This is a genomic window from Corynebacterium neomassiliense (assembly GCF_900626215.1).
GTDB lineage: Bacteria > Actinomycetota > Actinomycetes > Mycobacteriales > Mycobacteriaceae > Corynebacterium > Corynebacterium neomassiliense.
In genome coordinates, this window is the sequence record NZ_LR131106.1 from 1 (window position 1) to 17254 (window position 17254).

The 17254-nt window shown below is 67.1% G+C and carries 16 protein-coding genes and 1 rRNA gene; 12 read left to right on the forward strand and 5 right to left on the reverse strand.

Going from position 1 to position 17254, the window contains the following annotated elements; genetic code table 11:
* Positions 1-111 (forward strand): 5S ribosomal RNA (gene rrf, locus E0E18_RS00005); the annotation flags it as partial.
* A gap of 192 nt (positions 112-303) precedes the next feature.
* Here rrf and E0E18_RS00010 read toward each other — a convergent pair.
* A complete protein-coding gene (locus tag E0E18_RS00010; protein WP_130839027.1) occupies positions 304-1143 on the reverse strand; it encodes a response regulator transcription factor in 840 nt (279 codons plus the stop codon).
* A complete protein-coding gene (locus E0E18_RS00015) occupies positions 1143-2390 on the reverse strand; it encodes an ATP-binding protein (protein WP_161972223.1) in 1248 nt (415 codons plus the stop codon). The genes E0E18_RS00010 and E0E18_RS00015 overlap by 1 nt, the downstream gene beginning before the upstream one ends.
* Before the next feature lie 264 nt (positions 2391-2654).
* On the opposite strand from E0E18_RS00015, the gene E0E18_RS00020 reads away from it, so the two are divergent.
* A complete protein-coding gene (locus E0E18_RS00020; protein WP_130839029.1) occupies positions 2655-3965 on the forward strand; it encodes a PspC domain-containing protein in 1311 nt (436 codons plus the stop codon).
* Here the strand turns inward: E0E18_RS00020 and E0E18_RS00025 are convergent.
* From E0E18_RS00025 to E0E18_RS00035, 3 genes are all read right to left on the reverse strand, one after another.
* The gene (locus tag E0E18_RS00025; protein WP_066589326.1) at positions 3937-4701 is read right to left on the reverse strand and encodes a gamma-glutamyl-gamma-aminobutyrate hydrolase family protein; all 765 of its coding nucleotides are present in this window, start codon (positions 4699-4701) and stop codon (positions 3937-3939) included. The genes E0E18_RS00020 and E0E18_RS00025 overlap by 29 nt on opposite strands.
* 132 nt (positions 4702-4833) lie before the next feature.
* Complete coding sequence (locus E0E18_RS00030) at positions 4834-5502, reverse strand: helix-turn-helix domain-containing protein (RefSeq protein ID WP_066589321.1); 669 nt, start codon at positions 5500-5502, stop codon at positions 4834-4836.
* Positions 5503-5564: 62 nt separating this feature from the next.
* A complete protein-coding gene (locus E0E18_RS00035) occupies positions 5565-6803 on the reverse strand; it encodes an NAD(P)/FAD-dependent oxidoreductase (protein WP_066589318.1) in 1239 nt (412 codons plus the stop codon).
* Between the two features lie 121 nt (positions 6804-6924).
* On the opposite strand from E0E18_RS00035, the gene E0E18_RS00040 reads away from it, so the two are divergent.
* From E0E18_RS00040 to E0E18_RS00085, 10 genes are all read left to right on the forward strand, one after another.
* Positions 6925-8259: an allantoate amidohydrolase gene (locus E0E18_RS00040; RefSeq protein ID WP_110481587.1), complete on the forward strand. Its 1335-nt coding sequence runs from the start codon at positions 6925-6927 to the stop codon at positions 8257-8259.
* A gap of 100 nt (positions 8260-8359) precedes the next feature.
* Complete coding sequence (locus E0E18_RS00045; RefSeq protein WP_066589312.1) at positions 8360-9496, forward strand: ornithine cyclodeaminase family protein; 1137 nt, start codon at positions 8360-8362, stop codon at positions 9494-9496.
* A gap of 304 nt (positions 9497-9800) precedes the next feature.
* A complete protein-coding gene (locus E0E18_RS00050) occupies positions 9801-10436 on the forward strand; it encodes a dimethylamine monooxygenase subunit DmmA family protein (RefSeq protein ID WP_227871004.1) in 636 nt (211 codons plus the stop codon).
* A complete protein-coding gene (locus E0E18_RS00055; protein WP_237559554.1) occupies positions 10433-11461 on the forward strand; it encodes a PDR/VanB family oxidoreductase in 1029 nt (342 codons plus the stop codon). The genes E0E18_RS00050 and E0E18_RS00055 overlap by 4 nt, the downstream gene beginning before the upstream one ends.
* Positions 11458-12504, forward strand: a complete 1047-nt coding sequence (locus E0E18_RS00060) for a heme-dependent oxidative N-demethylase family protein (protein ID WP_237559555.1) — start codon at positions 11458-11460, stop codon at positions 12502-12504. Before E0E18_RS00055 ends, E0E18_RS00060 begins: the two co-directional genes overlap by 4 nt.
* Before the next feature lie 118 nt (positions 12505-12622).
* On the forward strand, positions 12623-13855 hold the full coding sequence (gene amt / locus E0E18_RS00065; RefSeq protein WP_130839030.1) for an ammonium transporter: 1233 nt from the start codon (positions 12623-12625) through the stop codon (positions 13853-13855).
* Between the two features lie 332 nt (positions 13856-14187).
* Positions 14188-14511: a cupin domain-containing protein gene (locus tag E0E18_RS00070; RefSeq protein ID WP_066590038.1), complete on the forward strand. Its 324-nt coding sequence runs from the start codon at positions 14188-14190 to the stop codon at positions 14509-14511.
* Positions 14512-14595: 84 nt separating this feature from the next.
* Positions 14596-15072: a dimethylamine monooxygenase subunit DmmA family protein gene (locus tag E0E18_RS00075; RefSeq protein ID WP_130839031.1), complete on the forward strand. Its 477-nt coding sequence runs from the start codon at positions 14596-14598 to the stop codon at positions 15070-15072.
* Positions 15069-16082, forward strand: a complete 1014-nt coding sequence (locus E0E18_RS00080; RefSeq protein WP_237559556.1) for a PDR/VanB family oxidoreductase — start codon at positions 15069-15071, stop codon at positions 16080-16082. The genes E0E18_RS00075 and E0E18_RS00080 overlap by 4 nt, the downstream gene beginning before the upstream one ends.
* Positions 16079-17242: a heme-dependent oxidative N-demethylase family protein gene (locus E0E18_RS00085; RefSeq protein WP_130839032.1), complete on the forward strand. Its 1164-nt coding sequence runs from the start codon at positions 16079-16081 to the stop codon at positions 17240-17242. The genes E0E18_RS00080 and E0E18_RS00085 overlap by 4 nt, the downstream gene beginning before the upstream one ends.
* Positions 17243-17254: the final 12 nt, after the last annotated feature.

The following is a 17254-nucleotide window of genomic DNA, read 5'->3' on the forward strand; positions in this document are numbered from 1 at the left end:
GGTTTCAGCGGTGGGGTCACGCCCGGTCCCTTTCCGAACCCGGAAGCTAAGCCTGCCTGCGCCGATGGTACTGCACCTGGGAGGGTGTGGGAGAGTAGGTCACTGCCGGCATCATTCTTTGTTGTTGTTGAGGGTGTGTGGGTGCGGGGTCTGGTTGACTGTCCTGTGTGGATGGTTGGTCGGTTCCTGTGCCTGTGCACTCTTTTTTTGTGTGTGGTGTTTACCCACAATTCACCCCACCGGGGTGGGAGGAGTGTCGCTGCCCGCCGTCCGGTATAGGTGCCCCCGGGGGACGGGGGACAGTCACCCCAACCGGTTGTCGGTCACCCAACGTGACAGCTGATGCCTGTTGCTATGCTGTGTCTTACGCAGCACATGGGAGACATGGGTCTCCACGGTCTTCACCGAGATGAACAGCCTCTCCGCCATCTCGCGGTAGGTGTACCCCCGCGCCAGAAGTCTCATGACCTCCGTCTCCCGCGGTGTCAGCGCGTCCACCAGGACCGGTGCAGCCCCGCCCTCCGATCCCTCGTCCATCTGGGACGGGACCTGCCTGCCACCGCCCGGCATGTCAGTGGACCGCCCACCCGACCCGGCAGCACGCGGCCGTGGGGCGTCGACGTCGGTAGCCACGTCAGTACCCGCTGCCGCTGCGGCACGGTTCCCGTGAGACCCCGAAGTGAAGGCGTCCAGAACATAGCCGGCCAGCCTGGGGGAGAACACGGCGTCCCCGGAATGCACCCGGCGCACCGCGTCCGCGAGCTCCTCGCCTCCGATGCTCTTGGTGACATAGCCCCTCGCACCCGCGCGGATCAGCGCTATGACGTCAGCCGGCTGGTCAGACACGGACAGCCCGAGAAAACGGGGGGTGGTGCCACCCGGCTGTGTGTCCGGTGACCCGGCAGGATGCGCTACGGCGTCGCCGTCCGGAGCGAGGGAGGACCGGATCACCGCCAACCCACCGCCGTCAGGCATGTGGACGTCCAGGACGACCACGTCCGGGCCCAGCCCTGCGATGCCGGCGACAGCGTCACCGACCGTTCCCGCCTCCCCGACAACCTCCAGATCGGCGACGGCATCGAGTTCCGAACGCACCCCCGCACGCACGATGGAATGGTCGTCAACCAGAAACACCCTGATCATCACTGCCCCGTATCGGTCGTCGGAAGGTGAAGCGTCACTTCGGTGCCGAAGGTACCGGAATCAACCGTCGCACTGCCCCCGGCGTCCTTCATCCTCGCGATGACGGACCCGCGGACCCCGTGCCTGTCCGGCGGCACATCCTCAAGACGGAATCCCGGCCCACGGTCGTGGACGTAGATGTCGGTCGCATCATCACCTGTCTCGCAGAACACGTTGACCTCGTCACAGCCGGAATGGCGTGCCGCATTCACCATCGCCTCGCGGGCCGCCCGCAGCAGCTCCATGGAGGCTGCGGTGACCACCCGGTCCTCACCGACGGTCACCGGACGGATCTGCACCCCGTACATGTCCTCCACCTCCCCGCACGCGACCCGCAGACCACCGAAAACAGTCCCGGTGGACACCGACTCACCGGCACCGAACAACCACTGGCGCAACTGGCGCTCCTGGGTACGTGCCAGCCTCACAATCTCCGCCTGGTCGGACTTCCGCTGGACCACAGTCAGAGTCTGCAGCACCGAATCATGGATCCTCGCGGCAATCCGTGCACGCTCCTCATCAGCAGCACGTTCGCGGGCGGCGGCCTCGGCGGTGCTCCACAGCTTCAGCCAGAGAGGAATGAGAACAACAAGAACCCCGGTGACGAGGACCACCGCGGCGACAAGTGCGGGGAGGAAAGGACCCGACCCCTCGGCCCCCCAGGTCCGCCACGCCCAGAACCCCGGCCCGGCGGTGACCAGCAGCAGCCCACCGAGAAGTGCGGCCCACTGGGAGACACCGGGGGAGCGTCCGGGCGTCCTCCCCGGCAACCTGGCCGGGAGACCCGCAGGATCAGGACCGAACGTCCTCCATACGAGAACAGCGCCGGCGATGACGAGCACAGAGGACACTCCGAGGGTGAAAGACACCCCCACCCCGGCCCCGCACACCAGGACACCCACCGGAACCAGGAGACGGTCCACCGTCCCCGCGACCCGGTCACAGCCGCCACCCCTACGGGCCGCCGGAGGATTGGTCGCCTGATCCGCCGAATCCACCTGGACCGTCAGCGCGGTCAGCGCCGCATAGGCCATCGCCCCACTGCCGAAAGCCAGGCATGCGAGGACGAAGGCGATCCGTACCGATCTGGGGGAGACGCCCAGATGCGCGGCCAACCCGGTGCACACCCCCGACAGCACACGGCCCCGCCTCACCCGGTGGAGTTCCGGCGCCGGAGAAGCTGGGGCGGGGGACATGCGACCGGTCATGGTGTCCAGGGTGCCAGCCGGACACCCCCACGGCATCAGGGATCACCCTGAATCTCACCCCGACGACACGTGGCAGCCTACGGCCCCGACCGCCGTCGACCGGCTCCGCCCCCTCGACCGGAGGTCGACAGGGCCGCACCGTCGACCGGAGGTCGACAGGGCCGCACCGTCGACCGGAGGTCGACAGGGCCGGCCGGACAGCCGGGGGAATATCAGGGTGCTCCCCGATGCGCGGACACCCCGCCGACAGGAAAGGTAGGTCCCATGGACGACAACCTCGAGAACCAATTCCGACGCATGTGGGACTCCCGGCCACGACGCCTGCCACGGGACCAGTCACCCCACAGCTGGCTGTTCGGGGTGTGCGAGGGGATCGCAGTCAGGTACCAGATATCCCCGGTACTGGTCCGGGTCGTACTCGGGCTCAGCGTGTTCCTCGGAGGACTCGGACTGTGGGTCTACCTGGCGGCGTTACTGGTGTTCCCGCGCTACGGCGTCCCCCTGTCCCCGGCCGAGATCCTGATGAAGAACGTCACTGACCCCCGCTACGCCGTCGACCGGAAAGTCGGCGTACGCACCGGCCTGGTGGTTGTGGTGATGCTCGTGCTGGGAGGACTCGGCAGCAGCGGGGTGACACTCGGCGGAGTTCTTGGAGGAGCACTGGTCACCGGGGTGGTCTGGTGGCTTCTGCACCAGCGGCTTCCGGAACCCCCGGGAGACCTGACAGGCCACGGGACCACTGAGGCCAGGGCAGGGGCCACCGGGTCCGCGGCCGACCCGGTGACGGCTGTCCCGGACCTCGGGTCACTGACCCCGGCCGACGGCTTCGCCCCGCCGCGGACCACTCCGCCGTCGTGGGATCCGTTGGGGGCGGCACCGTTCGCCTGGGACCTTCCCGACCCGCCGGACCCCGACCCCGGTACAGGACAGTCGGGAGGCACGGCCGAAGCTGACCCGGGAGGCCCCGGAAGCAGAGCCGCCGGGACAGGGACCACCGGCAGCAGGACCCGCCGACCCGGCCCGTGGAGACGCCTGGTGCGGACGGTACTGGCCGGCGTCACCCTGGTGGCTGCCGCAGGTGTCGTGGTGGTCGTGGCACTGTGGGCAGGTGTCGGCAGGGACTCCGGGACGGCGGACACGCCAGACGGGGCGACGATGACCCGGAGCTTCACCGGTAGTGCCGTCCAGGTCCCCGACCTGGACCGGGACCGCACGGTGGAGGCACTGTTCTCCGACGTGGTCGTCGATCTCACCGGGGTGGAGTTCCCTGCGGACCGCGACAGGGCCGTACTCACCCTCGACAGCCGGTTCAGCAGTGTCCGACTGGAGATTCCGGAGTCGACGGCCGGACCCGCCTACCGCATCCGGGTGAACTGCACGGACGTGAAACTCAGTGACATCGACTGCGACAGCACCGCGACCGTGGAGGTCAGATCCACCGGCGGTGGTCGCGGCGGCGCCTCCGCCGGAACCCGCCCTGGGCAGGACGCCACCTCCCCCGGGGTCAGGGAACTGACCCTGGATCTGCGGGCCACCGCCTCAGAACTCAGGATGCGACAACATCCGACTGACTGAGCTGACGCTCCCGCTGCCCGCCCATCCGCAGCAGCAGGTGCGCCAGCTGTGTGGTGGCGACGTCGGGATGCTCAGGATGCCACTGCACCCCGGTGACAGGGGCGTGGTCGTGGAGGACAGCCTCGACCACCCCGTCGGCGGCGCGGGCCACCACCGTCAGATCCCGTCCGAGAACTCCGACAGCCTGGTGGTGGGTGCAGCGCACCGGTGAATCCAGGTCCAGGCCGTCGGTGTCCGTCCCGGGGACCGGGAAAACCGCGGTCGTGACGAACGGGTCGTCGCCGGAGTCGGACCGGTGAAGGTGGGTTGTCTCCAGATGCTGGACCAGGGTGCCACCCTGTGCGACATTGATCAGCTGCAGACCACGGCAGATGCCGAGCAGTGGCGTCCTGCGGGCCACGGCGTCGCGGATCACCGCGATCTCCACGATGTCGGCGGCGGGGTGGTGGCTCCCGGCGTCCTCGTAGTCGGCACCGGCACCGTAGAGGGTGGGGGTGACGTCCTCCCCGCCCATCACCACCGTGACATCCGCCGCCCGTGCCGCGGCGAGAGCGGCGTCGGTACCGACCTCGCCGGAGGCGGTGAAGTGGCAGCTCCACCCCAGGGAGGAGACTGCGGTCCGGACACCGTCGTTGAGCTGCAGGAGCAGGTGGTGGAACTCCGGGTCACCGGGTCTGGAGCTGACCGGGTGGAACACCTCGACGTGGAGAGCAGGGCTGGTGGGCTGGCTGGTCACGTTCGGTGCTCCTTGTCTGTCCGGGAGAGTCTGTCCGGGAGAGTCTGCATGGGAGAGTCGGTCCGGGGCGTTCGCGGCCGGGCCCGGGGGATCGGTCCTCTGATTCAGGCCCTGTAGGTCAGGCTCTGTAGATCAGTCTTGGGGACTGTCTGCCGGGTAGGCGGTGATCGCGAGGAACCGGATGGGAAGTTCATTGAGTTCGGTGGGGCCGTGCACCCCCTCGCCGTCGAGGAGGAGAGCGTCCCCGGGCCGGAGCCGGTAGTCGGTCTCCTGGTAGCGGTAGGTCATGTCGCCGTCGAGCATGTACAGCACCTCGGTTCCGGGGTGCTGGAACCGCGGGTACGTCTCCGAACGGTCGTTGAGGGTGACGAGAACCGGTTCCAGATGCGGCCCGGAGGCTGTACCCCCGTGTCCACGGAAAGAACCGAGAAGCTCATATATGTGGTTGTGTCTGGTCCCGCGTCCGTTGATGATCGTGCCCTTGCCGGCCGGAGTGTAGGCGACCGGGCGTTCCACGGTGGAGTCCCGGAACAGGGTGGCGACCGGGACATCCAGGGCGGCGGCGAGGTTGGCCACCGAAGTCAGGGAACAGGACGTCTGCGCGTTCTCGATCTTCGACAGCATCGCCTTGGACAGACCCGCCCGCTCCGACAGTGCCGCCACCGACATGCCCCGGGAGGTGCGCAGGGCGCGGACCCTGTGTCCGAGACCGACCTCGATGGACCTGTCCTCGACGGGTGTCGTCGGATCCGTGATCTCGTGGTCAGGGACGGCGTCGGCGGGGTCAGTGTGTTCGGTCATGGGCACTGATCGTAGCCGTACCGTGGACAATCCTCAGGACAGACAGACCGTCGGTGACCGGGCTACCTCATCTCGCCGGCGCCGATGTACGGGTGCAGGCTGCGGGTGAGGTCGCCTTCGGCGAAGCGGGACAGACGGAAGTCCGAGGCCGGCACGTCCGGGTCGGAGGATTCCCCGTCAAGCAGGAGGTCGGCGACGAACTCGGCGACGGCCGGTGCGATCTTGAAGCCGTGCCCGGAGAAGCCCACGGCGAGGAAGAGACCGTCGATACCGGAGGGGCCCATGATGGGGTTGTAGTCCGGGGTGGTGTCGTAGCAGCCGGCGTAGGTGCTGGTCAGGCCGGGATCGGGCATGTCCGGCAGTCGGTGCATGAGCTTGCCGATGGTCCACTCGATGAAGTCGTCGTCTGCACGGTTGGGGTAGTTGTCGGGATCTGCCCAGTGCGGTTCCTCGTGGTCGGAGTTGCCGCAGAGGATGTCGCCGTTGGGCTCGCCGGCGAGGTACTGCAGGCTGACGAGATCGGAGAGCACGGGGACGTGGGGGAGGGCCTCGCCGGGACTGACGAGCATCAGCTGTGCCCGCTGGGCGCGCACCGGGATGTCCAGCCCGACGGCGTCCCCGAGGCGGGAGGCCCATGCCCCGGTGGCGAGGATCACCTGGCCTGCTCCGACGGTGGATCCGTCGGCGAGGGTCACTCCGGTGACGCGGGCTCCGTCCTCACCGGATTCGCGGGTGAATCCGGTCACCTCCGTACCCTGGCGGATCTTGGCGCCCTGCCGGCGGGCCACGACGGAGAACGCCATGCCGAGCATGGGGGCGTCTCCGCGTCCTCCCAGGGGTTCATAGGCGATTCTGGCGAAGTCGTCGACGTAGAGGCCCGGCCACAGTTCGCGGGCTTTGTCGCCGCTGATGTACTCGACGTCGATGCCGAGGCCGTGCTGCATGTCGATGGTGGCTTCGAGGTTGCCGACGTTCTCCTCGCCGACGGCGACCATGTAGCCGCAGTTGCGGAATCCGCAGTCGTCGCCGAGGATCTCCTTGGCCCGGTGGAAGAACTGGGTTCCCTTCCACCCCATCTTCGCGACGGAGGGTGTGCCGTAGTGCGCCCTGACGACTCCGGAGGACTTGCCGGTCATTCCTCCGCAGAGCTGGTCGCGTTCGATGACGAGGACGCTCTTCTGTCCGCGGGAGGTCAGGCCCCAGGCTATGGCGAGGCCTTCGAGACCGCCGCCGACGATGACATAGTCGTAGTTGTCCGTGACGCCGGTCGGCGTGCCGGAGGTGCTTCCTGCGCTGCTCATGAAGTGTTGTCCTGTCTGTGGGGGAGGCGTACTGTGGAGCGAGATTCTTGCTGTGAATCGACGACAACTGACATGAAACTACCGCGATGTTACCGGAATGTAACGACAGGAAGAACGAACGATGACTGATATCCCGGCCGCCGCCCGCATCGCCGCAGAACTTGACGGTGACGCCGCCCTGGAGACCTTCCACACGATGTGGAGCGAACTCGACGCGATCGGGGTCCACCCCACGGGTACGCGCCGCTACTCGTGGACCGACGAGGACGCCGCCCTGCGGGCATGGTTCAGCGCCCAGGCGTCCTCCCGCGGCATGGACGTCCACACCGACGCCAACGGCAACATCCGTGCCTGGTGGGGAGGACGCCCGGAGGACGGTACCTCCGGAGTGGTCACCGGATCCCACCTCGACTCGGTGGCGGACGGGGGGAAATGGGACGGTCCTCTCGGGGTGGTGCTCGGATTCCTCGCGGTGGACGCACTCGCGGCCGCCGAGCTGCAGGGGCGACGGGAAGGACCGTCGGGGTACGACGCCTACCGCCGGCGGAAGCCCCTCGGTGTCGTCGACTACATGGACGAGGAGGGCACCCGTTTCGGCGTGGCCTGTCTGGGGTCCAAGCTGATGGCGGGAGCGCTCGACCCCTCGAAGGCCCGGGAGCTCACAGACTCCGACGGGGTGACCCTGGCGCAGGCCATGCGGGACGCCGGCGCAGACCCCACCGGGATCGGCCGGGACGACGCGGAGATAGCCAGGTCAGGTGTCCAGGTCGAGGTCCACATCGAGCAGGGCAGGCAGCTCGACGTCATCGGCGCGCCGGTGGGGGTGGCCTCGGAGATCTGGCCGCACGGGCGGTGGGAGTTCGTCTTCGAGGGGCTTGCCGACCATGCCGGTACCGCCCGCCTGCAGGACAGGAAGGACGCCTCCCTTCCTTTCGCCGCCACCGTGCTGGCCGCCCGTGAGGCAGCCGCGGACCTGGATGCCCGGGCCACCTTCGGCAGGTTCAGGGTGGAGCCGGGTGGCCCGAACGTGGTTCCGGCGACCGTTGTGGCCCTGCTGGACGCCCGGGCCGCCACTGACGGCGTCCTCACTGCGATGGTTGACCGTGTCTCCCGGGCGGCGGGGACCGCGGCGGCGGAGCACGGGGTGACCGTGACGGTCAGGAAGATCTCCCATGCGCCGGTGGTCGAGTTCGACGCCTCCCTGCGTGAACTCCACGGGAAGCTGGCGGCGGCGGCCGGGGAGCCGGCCCCGGAGGTTCCGACGCAGGCCGGTCACGACTCCGGAATCCTGGCGCCGGTGATGCCGACGTCAATGCTCTTCGTCCGTTCCCCGCACGGGGTCTCCCACTCGATGATGGAGGATGCCTCGGATGCGGATGTCCTGGCGGGACTGCGGGCGCTGGTGCGTTCCCTGGCCGTGCTGACCGGCGGGGACGACGAACACTCCGATCATTAACAGATGCGAAACAAACCCTTGACCGGTCGGAAAACACCCGTCCGTAAGTTTCATAGTGTTCAACCTCAGCCACTCCAGGGAATCGCAAGGAGAACCCCGAATGACCATTGACGGCACCGCCATCAACTTCCGCTACCTCAGTGAACCCGACATGATCGAAGCCGGTGTCCTCGACATCGCCCGCTGCGTCGACGTGATGGAGGAGACCCTCATCCTGCTCAACAAGGGTGACTACCGGATGGCAGGTCTCAACCACAACTCCCACGGCGCCATGATCTCCTTCCCGGAGCACCCGGAGTTCCCGGGCATGCCCGCTGACGGCCCTGACCGCCGGTTCATGGCCATGCCCGCCTACCTCGGCGGCCGGTTCAACAACACCGGGGTCAAGTGGTACGGCTCCAACGCCGAGAACCGTGAACACGGACTTCCCCGGTCCATCCACATCTTCGTGCTCAACGACACCGTGACCGGTGCCCCCAAGGCGATCATGAGCGCCAACCTCCTCTCCGCAGTGCGCACCGGCGGCGTCCCCGGAGTGGGCGTGAAGTACCTGTCCAACCCGGACTCCACGGTCCTCGCGGTCGTCGGCCCCGGCGTCATGGCCAGGACCAACACCGACGCCATCCTGGCACTGCGTCCGGGGATCACCACCGTGAAGGTGAAGGGACGCAGCCAGCGCGGCGTGGACGCCTTCGCCGCCTTCCTCAAGGAGAAGTACCCGCAGGTCGAGGTCATCGGATGTGACTCCATCGAGGAAGCGGTGAAGGACGCCGACATCGTCATGGCCGCCACCACCACTGACGCGGCGGGTCCCTCCGCCTTCCCGTACTTCAGGCAGGAGTGGCTCAAGCCGGGCTGCCTCGTCGCAGCCCCCGCCGCTGCGCGTTTCGACGACGAGTTCCTCGCCGGCGACGCCCGCCTGGTCCTCGACGCCTACGGCCTCTACGAGGCATGGGAGGAGGAGTACGGTGACCAGGCGTTCGTGTTGCTCGGCATCCCGGGCACCAGGTGGTACGACCTGGTCCGCGAGGGGAAGCTGGAGAAGTCCAAGATCGAGGTTGTCGCCGATGTCGCCGAGGGTAAGGCCCCGGGCTGGGATCCGGAGACGGTGACCCTTTACTCCGTCGGCGGAATGCCTGTCGAGGATGTCGCCTGGGCCACCGACCTCTACGCGACCGCCGAGGAGAAGAACATCGGCCAGGTGCTCAACCTCTGGGACAAGCCCGTGCTGGCCTGACCGTGGACCGTCGCTGGGATCGCCGGCAGGACAGCAGACAGGATGACCGACAGCTGCGGTGACGGCTGCGGTGGATGGTCCGAGGGGACCGGGTGTGCAACCCGGTCCCCTCGGGGCATGTCTGCCCCTGAGGTGGGTCAGGGGGACTGGTCCGGCGGCTCACCGGTAGCACCGGCGGTTTCCGCCGGCCGGTCCGGTGACGGACGCCGAGGTGTCGGCAGTGTTTCGGGAAGGGCGGGCCGTCGTCACCGACCTTTAACGGTAAGGCTCACAACATGAAACGGTTATTCATGACAATGAACCCATGACCACAGCAGAGATCACCACAGCACCACTGCACACCACCGGCCGGAACCCGCGGGACCCCTCCCCGCCGGCCACCAGTCTGCCCCGCTGGGCCCCCGCGCCGCCCCCGGTCGACGACACCTCCAGCGAACAGATGCTCGTCATCTGTGACGGGGACGCCGGTGCCGGCGACCACTGGTTGCGGGAACTGCGCTCCCGTGGCATCGAACCACTCCAGGTCAGGGTCCGTGCCCCCCGTCTCTGCGCCCCTGTACCCGTGCACACCGCCGAAGAACGGGGCCTCACCGGCCTCTCCCAGCTCCGGAGGATGCTCGACACCGCCACCGTGGGGCTGCGCCTGCTGGTCACGGGAACTGAATGGCAGGTACTCACCGTCACCGCCGCCGCCCTGGAATGCGGACTGCTGCGCTCCGAGATACGTGCGGTCGCCACCTCACCGGGGATCTCCGGGGACCCGGTGCCGCTGATCGTGTTCTGCGTCCACTGTGAGGCGGAGACTCTGTCCCCGGCGGCGGCCCCGGGCGGAACCGTCACCTGTGCAGGTTGCGGCCGGTTGCTCGACATCCACCCCCACGTCAACAGTTCCCGCGCCCGTTACCTGGGCTCGGACGCCACGGCAGGAGAGCTGACATGAACGGTACCGCGAACACCACAGTGAAGGCCGGCCCGGTGACGGGCACAGGCAGGCCCCGTCCTTTCACCGTTGACTCCCGGGTGTGCGAGCTGGTCGTCACCGCCGTGGAACAGCCCACCGAACGGGTGAGGGTGCTCCACTTCGCCGCCCCGGACGGCCGTCAGCTCCCCGGATACTCCCCGGGCGCGAACCTGCAGGTCAATGCAGGCGGCAAATGGAACGCCTACTCTCTGACCGGGTTGGGTGTGGCCCCGGTGGAGTACGTCATCGGCGTCCTCGGTCAGAGCGGGGGATCCCGGTGGATCCACGACAACCTCCGTGTCGGGGACACCGTGGAGGTACGTGGTCCTGAAAACGCATTCCTTCCCGATCTCAGTCAACGGCGCGTCTTCCTTGTCGCCGGCGGCATCGGCGTGACCCCCGTGGTCTCCTACGCCCGCGCGGCGGTCTTCCACGGCTGGGATCTCGAGGTCGTCTACAGCCACTCCGCGCCGGAGGACGCCTTCTCCCGCGAGCTGCGGGAGCTGGTCGACAGGGCGGGAGGACGATTCACCGAGGTGGGGCACCGGGACGAACTGACCGCGGTGCTCACGGACCGTTTCCAGCGTCAGCCCCTGGGGACCCGGGCCTATGCCTGCGGTCCGGACGGGATGATCGAACTGTACCGCAGCGTGGCCAAGAGCCAGGGCTGGCCGGAGGAGCGGCTGAACTGGGAGCACTTCGGTGTCTCGGACCTCGCACCGGGGAACGCCTTCGAGTACCGGGTGGAGGGGGACCCGGAGGGGGTCACCCGGAAAGTGCCGCCCGGGGTCAGCCTGCTCGATTCCCTCCTCGAGGAAGGACGCCGCGTTCCCTACCTGTGTCGGCAGGGAGTGTGCGGCCAGTGCCGCCTACCTGCCCGTGGCGCGACCATCGAACACCGCGACCATGTGCTCGACGACGCCGAGCGTGACGCCGGCGACTGTATTCTCACCTGCGTGTCCCGGGGAACCGGGGACGGAATTCTGGAGGTATCCCTGCCGTGAACACCACACCCGTGAAACTGCCTTCCGACCGCCTGGCCACTTTTCCCTGGCCTTTCTCCGGGGATGAACGGTCCTTCCGCTATTCGGTCAACGTCGGGGAGGCCCGTCTGCCCCAGCCCACAGCGGCGGGGGAGTGGGGTCGTGAGATTATCGCGATCGACGACGACTATCCGGCGCTGATCCGCGCCAGGGAGAATGTGCTGAGTGCCGACCCGGGCAGGCTTGCTGTCGCCGACCACATGGGACCCGCCTGCTGGGACGTGATGCTGTGGCTGATGACCCAGCTCGACGCCGACCACCCGGGTACCATGCACCTCGAACGGATCGGTGACGGTACCGGTGCGGGGGAGTACAGGTGGCGTAACGACCTGCTGGACATCGACCAGACCTTCGTCTTCGGTGACGACAGCTCCCTGCCGGAGAATCCGCTGCTCTTCATCGGCCGCCAGGTTCCGGAGGATCTTCTTCTCGCGACGGAACGGGAGGGCCAGATTTTTCTCGACGCAGGTCTGGTGACATTCGCCAACGACTGGTCGGTGAAATTCGACGTGGGAATGAGTTTCCGTGAAATTCACGGCCCGATTCCGAGGTTCACGGGCGAGGGAATCACGTCGCGTGCGGAGAAGTTCATGATGCTGATGACGGGGGAGAAGATCTACCGTCGGGTGAACTGGACATTCTCCGGAATAGGTTCCAGACGGATGGACGCGAGCCTGGAGACCTATGACCGGTGGGGATGGGAGCCTGCCAGGATCGTCGCAGACAGGGACTGGGGCAGGGTGCAGCTGCGCATCGAGCTCGAGCACTTCGTCCGCCTCCCGGTCACCGGGGCGCACCTGTTCAGCATCCGCACCTACATGGCGTCTCTGGCCGAGATCGCGGCGGTGCCGGAATGGGCGGAACAGCTCGCCGACATCGTCGAAGAACTTCCGGAGGATATTGCCACCTACAAGGGCTTCGTGGAATGGCGGGATGACGCCATGGCCTGGCTCCGGGACAATACCGTCACTGATTCCTCACCTTCCACTGCCGGAAACAATTGACTTCTGTTTCTTTTACCCGGGAGTAACCGAGGGTAGACGGTGGTGACACAGATTCACCGTAATCTCCTCTGCAGTGTTCCGGTCGGGTGCCGGGACAACTGACTGAGGAGAGTTACGTATGGAACCCGCAGACGTTGCATGGATCCTGGCCGCGGTGGCCCTGGTCCTGCTGATGTTCCCCGGCCTGGCCATGCTCTACGGCGGAATGCTGTCAGGGCGCAGTGTCATCAACATGATGATGATGGTCATGTCCTCCCTGGCCGTCACCACCGTCATCTACGTCATTGTCGGACACGGGCTTGTCGTCGGCGAATCTGTCGGCGGGCTAGGGCTCATCGGCGATCCGACAAGCTATTCGTTCTTCTCCGGGCTCGTCCATGACGACGGGGAGGGAACCACCCTTTTCGGGGCCTTCTACATCCTGTTCGCCGCGATCTCGGTGGCCCTTGTCGCATCCGGGGCGGCGGGGCGGATGAAGTTTGACGCGTGGATGATCTTCACCGTCTTCTGGGTCCTGCTGGTCTATGCCCCGCTGGGACACTGGGTGTTCAATCCGGAGGGGTGGATGCGCAACAACCTGGGCCTGCACGACTACGCCGGAGGTACGGCGGTGCACATGAACGCCGGTGCGGCTGGTCTGGCCCTGGCTTTCGCACTCGGCAGGCGGGCGAAGACAGAGGAGAAGCCGCACAATCTGCCTCTTATGCTCACCGGTACGGGCATGATCGCCATGGGGTGGCTGGGATTCAACGGCGGCACCGCCGGTGCGGCGAACTTCCTGGCGCAGTACGTGGTGCTGACCACGATTCTGGCCTTCGCCGGGGGAATGCTCGGATTCATCATCATGCAACGGATCTTCAACGGGGCCTACACGCTCATGGGTCTGGCCACCGGCGGTCTGGCCGGAATGGTGGCGATCACCCCGGTCGCGGACGCGGTGAACCCGGTCTGTGCTCTCGCGGTCGGTGCCTTGGGGGCGGCGGGTGCCTTCGGGATGATCCAGGTGAAGGACCGGGTCGGCATCGACGATGCGGCGGATGTCTTCGCCGTTCACGGGGTGGCGGGGATGGTCGGCGCTCTGTTCGTCGTCTTCTTCGCGGACCCTGCAACTCCTGCGGAGAGGACGGGCATCCTCTTCGGCGGTGAGTGGGACCTGCTGTGGAGGGAGGTGGTGGCCATCGTGGTCACCGTGGTCTTCTCCTTCGTGGTGACCTTCATCATCGCGAAGGTGATGAACATGGTCCATCCGATCCGGTTCGAGGAGTCGGTCGAGATCAGGGGGGTTGACGCCCAGGTCCACGCGGAGACCGCCTATGACCGGGACAGTGCCTACGACAGGGTCATCGAGTAGCTCCTCTGTCAGGCCCGCCCCTGTCGCCGGGTCTGGTGTCGCCGTCGGGTCCCCGTGCGCTGCCGTAGTGGCGGACGGGGCCCGGTGTGTTTCGTGCATGTGTTGCAGGACAGGATGTATTGTTTACCGACCGGAAACTGATCGGAGACCAAGGGGAAAAGGGCGGCCCATAGAGTTTCTCAGTGTTCAACGACGAACACCCGGGGGAATTTTTCCCCGGACCGGAACCACTTTCCAGGAGAGCTCCAGTGACCGACCAGACCGCCACCGACTCCACCGCCACTCTTACCGGCACCACACCGTTCCTCGTGACCAAGGGCTTCTACGAGAACATGCCCCAGATGCCCGTCGAAGAGTACCCCGGCACCGAGGGCTACATCGACGACGTCTACGCAGATCCGTCCGGCTCATCCCTGTGGGCGGGGTACTTCCGCCTCAACCACACAGAGGCGCCGCTGGACTACCTCTACACCTACAACGAGATGAAGGTCGTCCTGGAGGGCACCTTCAAGCTTCACAATCCTGCCACGGGCCAGACCGAGTACGCCGGACCCAGGGACGCCATCTTCTTCCCCAAGGGGTCCCGGATCATCTTCTCCACCGAGGACGAGTACGCCCTGGCCTACTACGTCCGGTGCGAGGATCTCCCGGCCTAGCGCGACGAGACCAGCCGGTCCCCACAGCCGGTCCCCACAGCCGGTCCCGAAGCTCGGGGACCACAGAGAGGAAAGGAGAGCACCGTGCCCGTCCAGATGGAGACGACCACCGTCCCACGTTTCACCGAGACGTCCCCCACCGGCGGGGAGATACAGCGACCTGCCGACGCCCGGTACCGGGACATCGAGGTAGAGGTCCCGGCCGGAGACTTCGACACCACCGCGACCCGTCTGCTCGACCTGTGCCGGCCGGCGGTGGTCGGGGACACGGTGCACCTCACCGGCCCGGAGGAGGAACTCCTCAGAGCTGCCGCTCTGCTGCGGGAGAACGGCTTCGACGACGACGAGATCAGCCTGACCTGCACCACCCCGGGCAGTCCGTTCAGCCGGCCCGGTGCGCGCCGGGTGAACTGCTGCCACTGCCGTACCGTGTTCACCTCGGAAGTTGTCGTCGGTGACCAGGTGACCTGCCCGGGCTGTGGCCGGGGCCTCGTCGTGTACCACCACTTCTCCCGCCAGACCGCCAGCTATCTCGCCTACATGCCCGAGGAAGAGTCATGACCGGCGTACTGCGTCATCCCCGTGTCGTCCGACCCGAGAATCTCGAGATGACTGTGAGCGCGGTCGAGGCGCTCACCCCGGACATCCGCCATATCGTCTTCAGTCCGGTCGAGCCCTGCCGGACCGGGGCGTCCCTGCTTCCCCCCTTCGATGCCGGAAGCCATATCGTCGTGCACTGGGAGGGCGGGGACGGCTCCTCCGGAGCCAACGCCTATTCGCTGACCAATGACGGCGCGGCCCCGGACACCTACGAGATCTCCGTGCGCCTGTCACCGGAAGGGGCGGGAGGGTCACGGTGGGTCCACCGGCTCGTTCCCGGGGACACCGTGACGGTCAGCCGGCCCCGCAGTCTGTTCCGGCGCAGCAACCGGGCGTTGTTCGAGGTGCTTGTCGCCGGAGGTATCGGCGTCACCCCCGTCCTCGCCCATGCCAGGGACGCCGCACGGTGGGGACGTCCGGTCGAGGTCATCTACTCCCACCGTCCGGGGGCGGGTGCGCATGCCGCAGAACTGCGCGCGCTGTGTGACCGCCCCGGAGCGGTGTTCACCGAGGTCGGAGATGCCGCAGAGACCTCGCGGGTGTTCGACCGGGTCCTGTCCTCCAGTCCGATAGGAACCCACGCCTACATCTGTGGGCCGGCTCCGATGATCGAAGCTTTCCGTGACCGTGCCGCCGCCTACCGGTGGCCGAGCGGGCGGGTGCACCACGAGGTTTTCGCGGCACCCGAGCTCGACGCCGGTGAACCTTTCTCTGTCGTCGACGCGTCCTCCGGACGCAGTATCCCCGTCCCCTCCGGTGTCAGCGCACTCAGTGCCCTCGAGGACGCCGGATACCGCGTGCCGAACATGTGCCGCCAGGGAGTGTGCGGCGAATGCCGGCTCTCTGTCACCCGCGGCACCCCGGTTCACCGCGACATGGTCCTCACCGACAACGAACGGTCCGCCGGAGACACCTGGCTGCCGTGCGTCTCCCGTTGTGAGGGCTCCACCCTGGAGGTAGTTCTGCCATGACCGTCCCGTCCACCACCGCCCGTACCACCACCGCCCGTACCACCGCGGCCACCAACCGTGCCGACGGCGTGTACCGTCAGCCGCTTCCGGCGACCCCGCAGGAGGCCGACAGGTCCCTCGCGGAGTTCCCCTTTCCCTTCCCCCACGAGACCTACCGTTACAGTGCGAATGTCGAACCGGCCGAGAAGCTGCGGCGCAGTGCGGCCGGGCAGTGGGGGGAGACGGTCATCGACATCGACCGTCACTACGCCGCCGAGCTCCGCGAGAAGGACCGCATCCTCACCGTCGACCCGTCCCGGTACGTCGCCCTGCCACACATGCTTCCGGCGGAGTGGGACGCCCTGCTCGCCGTCCTCAACGAGCTCGCGGTGGTGTACCCGGGTTCCTTCACCCTGACCCGGACATCCACCGCGAAAGACGGTGAAGACAGAAAAGACAGTGCCGGTGCCGGTGACAGCTACCACTGGTCCAACCGGTTGTCGGATCCCCCGGTCGAGCAGGATTTCACGGTGGGGGACAGCTCCACCCTGCCGTGCGCACCACTGGAGTTCGCCGGCAGGCAGGTCCAGGAGGACATTGCCCTGCTCGCGGAGAGAGACGGAATGCTGTGGGGGGACTCGATGGTCGTGACCTTCGCGGCGGACTGGTCCCCGGCGTTCGACGCGGGCATGAGTTTCCCTGAGATCCACGGACCGGTGCCGAGGGTGCATGAACAGGGGATCGTGGACCGGGCCCAGAAGTTCATCATGGGTCTGCGACCCGGGCAACGGTTCCGCCGCACCAACTGGACCCTGACGATCGACGGACGCCTCGACACCGGCACCGAGTCCTACCCGGAGTGGGGGCCGGACCGCATGAGCGTGGTCAACGGCCCCCTCCGGGAGGTGGGGGACAGGGTCTTCCTGAGGGTGGAGGTGCAGCACCTGATCCGGCTGCAGTGGTCGGGTGCGGTGATGTTCCTCATCCGTACCTACCTGCAGCCTCTGTCCACCCTGGTACGGGTGCCGGAGTGGGCCACAAGGGTCCGGGACGTGCTCGCTGAGCTTCCCGAAGACATGGCCGAGTACAAGGGCGTGCACCGTACCCGCTGGCCGGCCGTGGAGTGGCTGGAGACCGTCGGTGGTGTGGACCCGGCGACACGGCCTGAGGTGGGGAACTGAGCAGTAACTGAC

Excerpts from the sequence above, each read along its gene's own strand:
- E0E18_RS00010 (WP_130839027.1), bottom strand. The coding sequence starts at position 1,143 with ATGATCAGGGTGTTTCTGGTTGACGACCATTCCATCGTGCGTGCGGGG.
- E0E18_RS00015 (WP_161972223.1), bottom strand. The coding sequence starts at position 2,390 with ATGACCGGTCGCATGTCCCCCGCCCCAGCTTCTCCGGCGCCGGAACTC.
- E0E18_RS00020 (WP_130839029.1), top strand. The coding sequence starts at position 2,655 with ATGGACGACAACCTCGAGAACCAATTCCGACGCATGTGGGACTCCCGG.
- E0E18_RS00030 (WP_066589321.1), bottom strand. The coding sequence starts at position 5,502 with ATGACCGAACACACTGACCCCGCCGACGCCGTCCCTGACCACGAGATC.
- E0E18_RS00035 (WP_066589318.1), bottom strand. The coding sequence starts at position 6,803 with ATGAGCAGCGCAGGAAGCACCTCCGGCACGCCGACCGGCGTCACGGAC.
- E0E18_RS00040 (WP_110481587.1), top strand. The coding sequence starts at position 6,925 with ATGACTGATATCCCGGCCGCCGCCCGCATCGCCGCAGAACTTGACGGT.
- E0E18_RS00045 (WP_066589312.1), top strand. The coding sequence starts at position 8,360 with ATGACCATTGACGGCACCGCCATCAACTTCCGCTACCTCAGTGAACCC.
- E0E18_RS00050 (WP_227871004.1), top strand. The coding sequence starts at position 9,801 with ATGACCACAGCAGAGATCACCACAGCACCACTGCACACCACCGGCCGG.
- E0E18_RS00055 (WP_237559554.1), top strand. The coding sequence starts at position 10,433 with ATGAACGGTACCGCGAACACCACAGTGAAGGCCGGCCCGGTGACGGGC.
- amt (WP_130839030.1), top strand. The coding sequence starts at position 12,623 with ATGGAACCCGCAGACGTTGCATGGATCCTGGCCGCGGTGGCCCTGGTC.
- E0E18_RS00070 (WP_066590038.1), top strand. The coding sequence starts at position 14,188 with ATGCCCCAGATGCCCGTCGAAGAGTACCCCGGCACCGAGGGCTACATC.
- E0E18_RS00080 (WP_237559556.1), top strand. The coding sequence starts at position 15,069 with ATGACCGGCGTACTGCGTCATCCCCGTGTCGTCCGACCCGAGAATCTC.
- E0E18_RS00085 (WP_130839032.1), top strand. The coding sequence starts at position 16,079 with ATGACCGTCCCGTCCACCACCGCCCGTACCACCACCGCCCGTACCACC.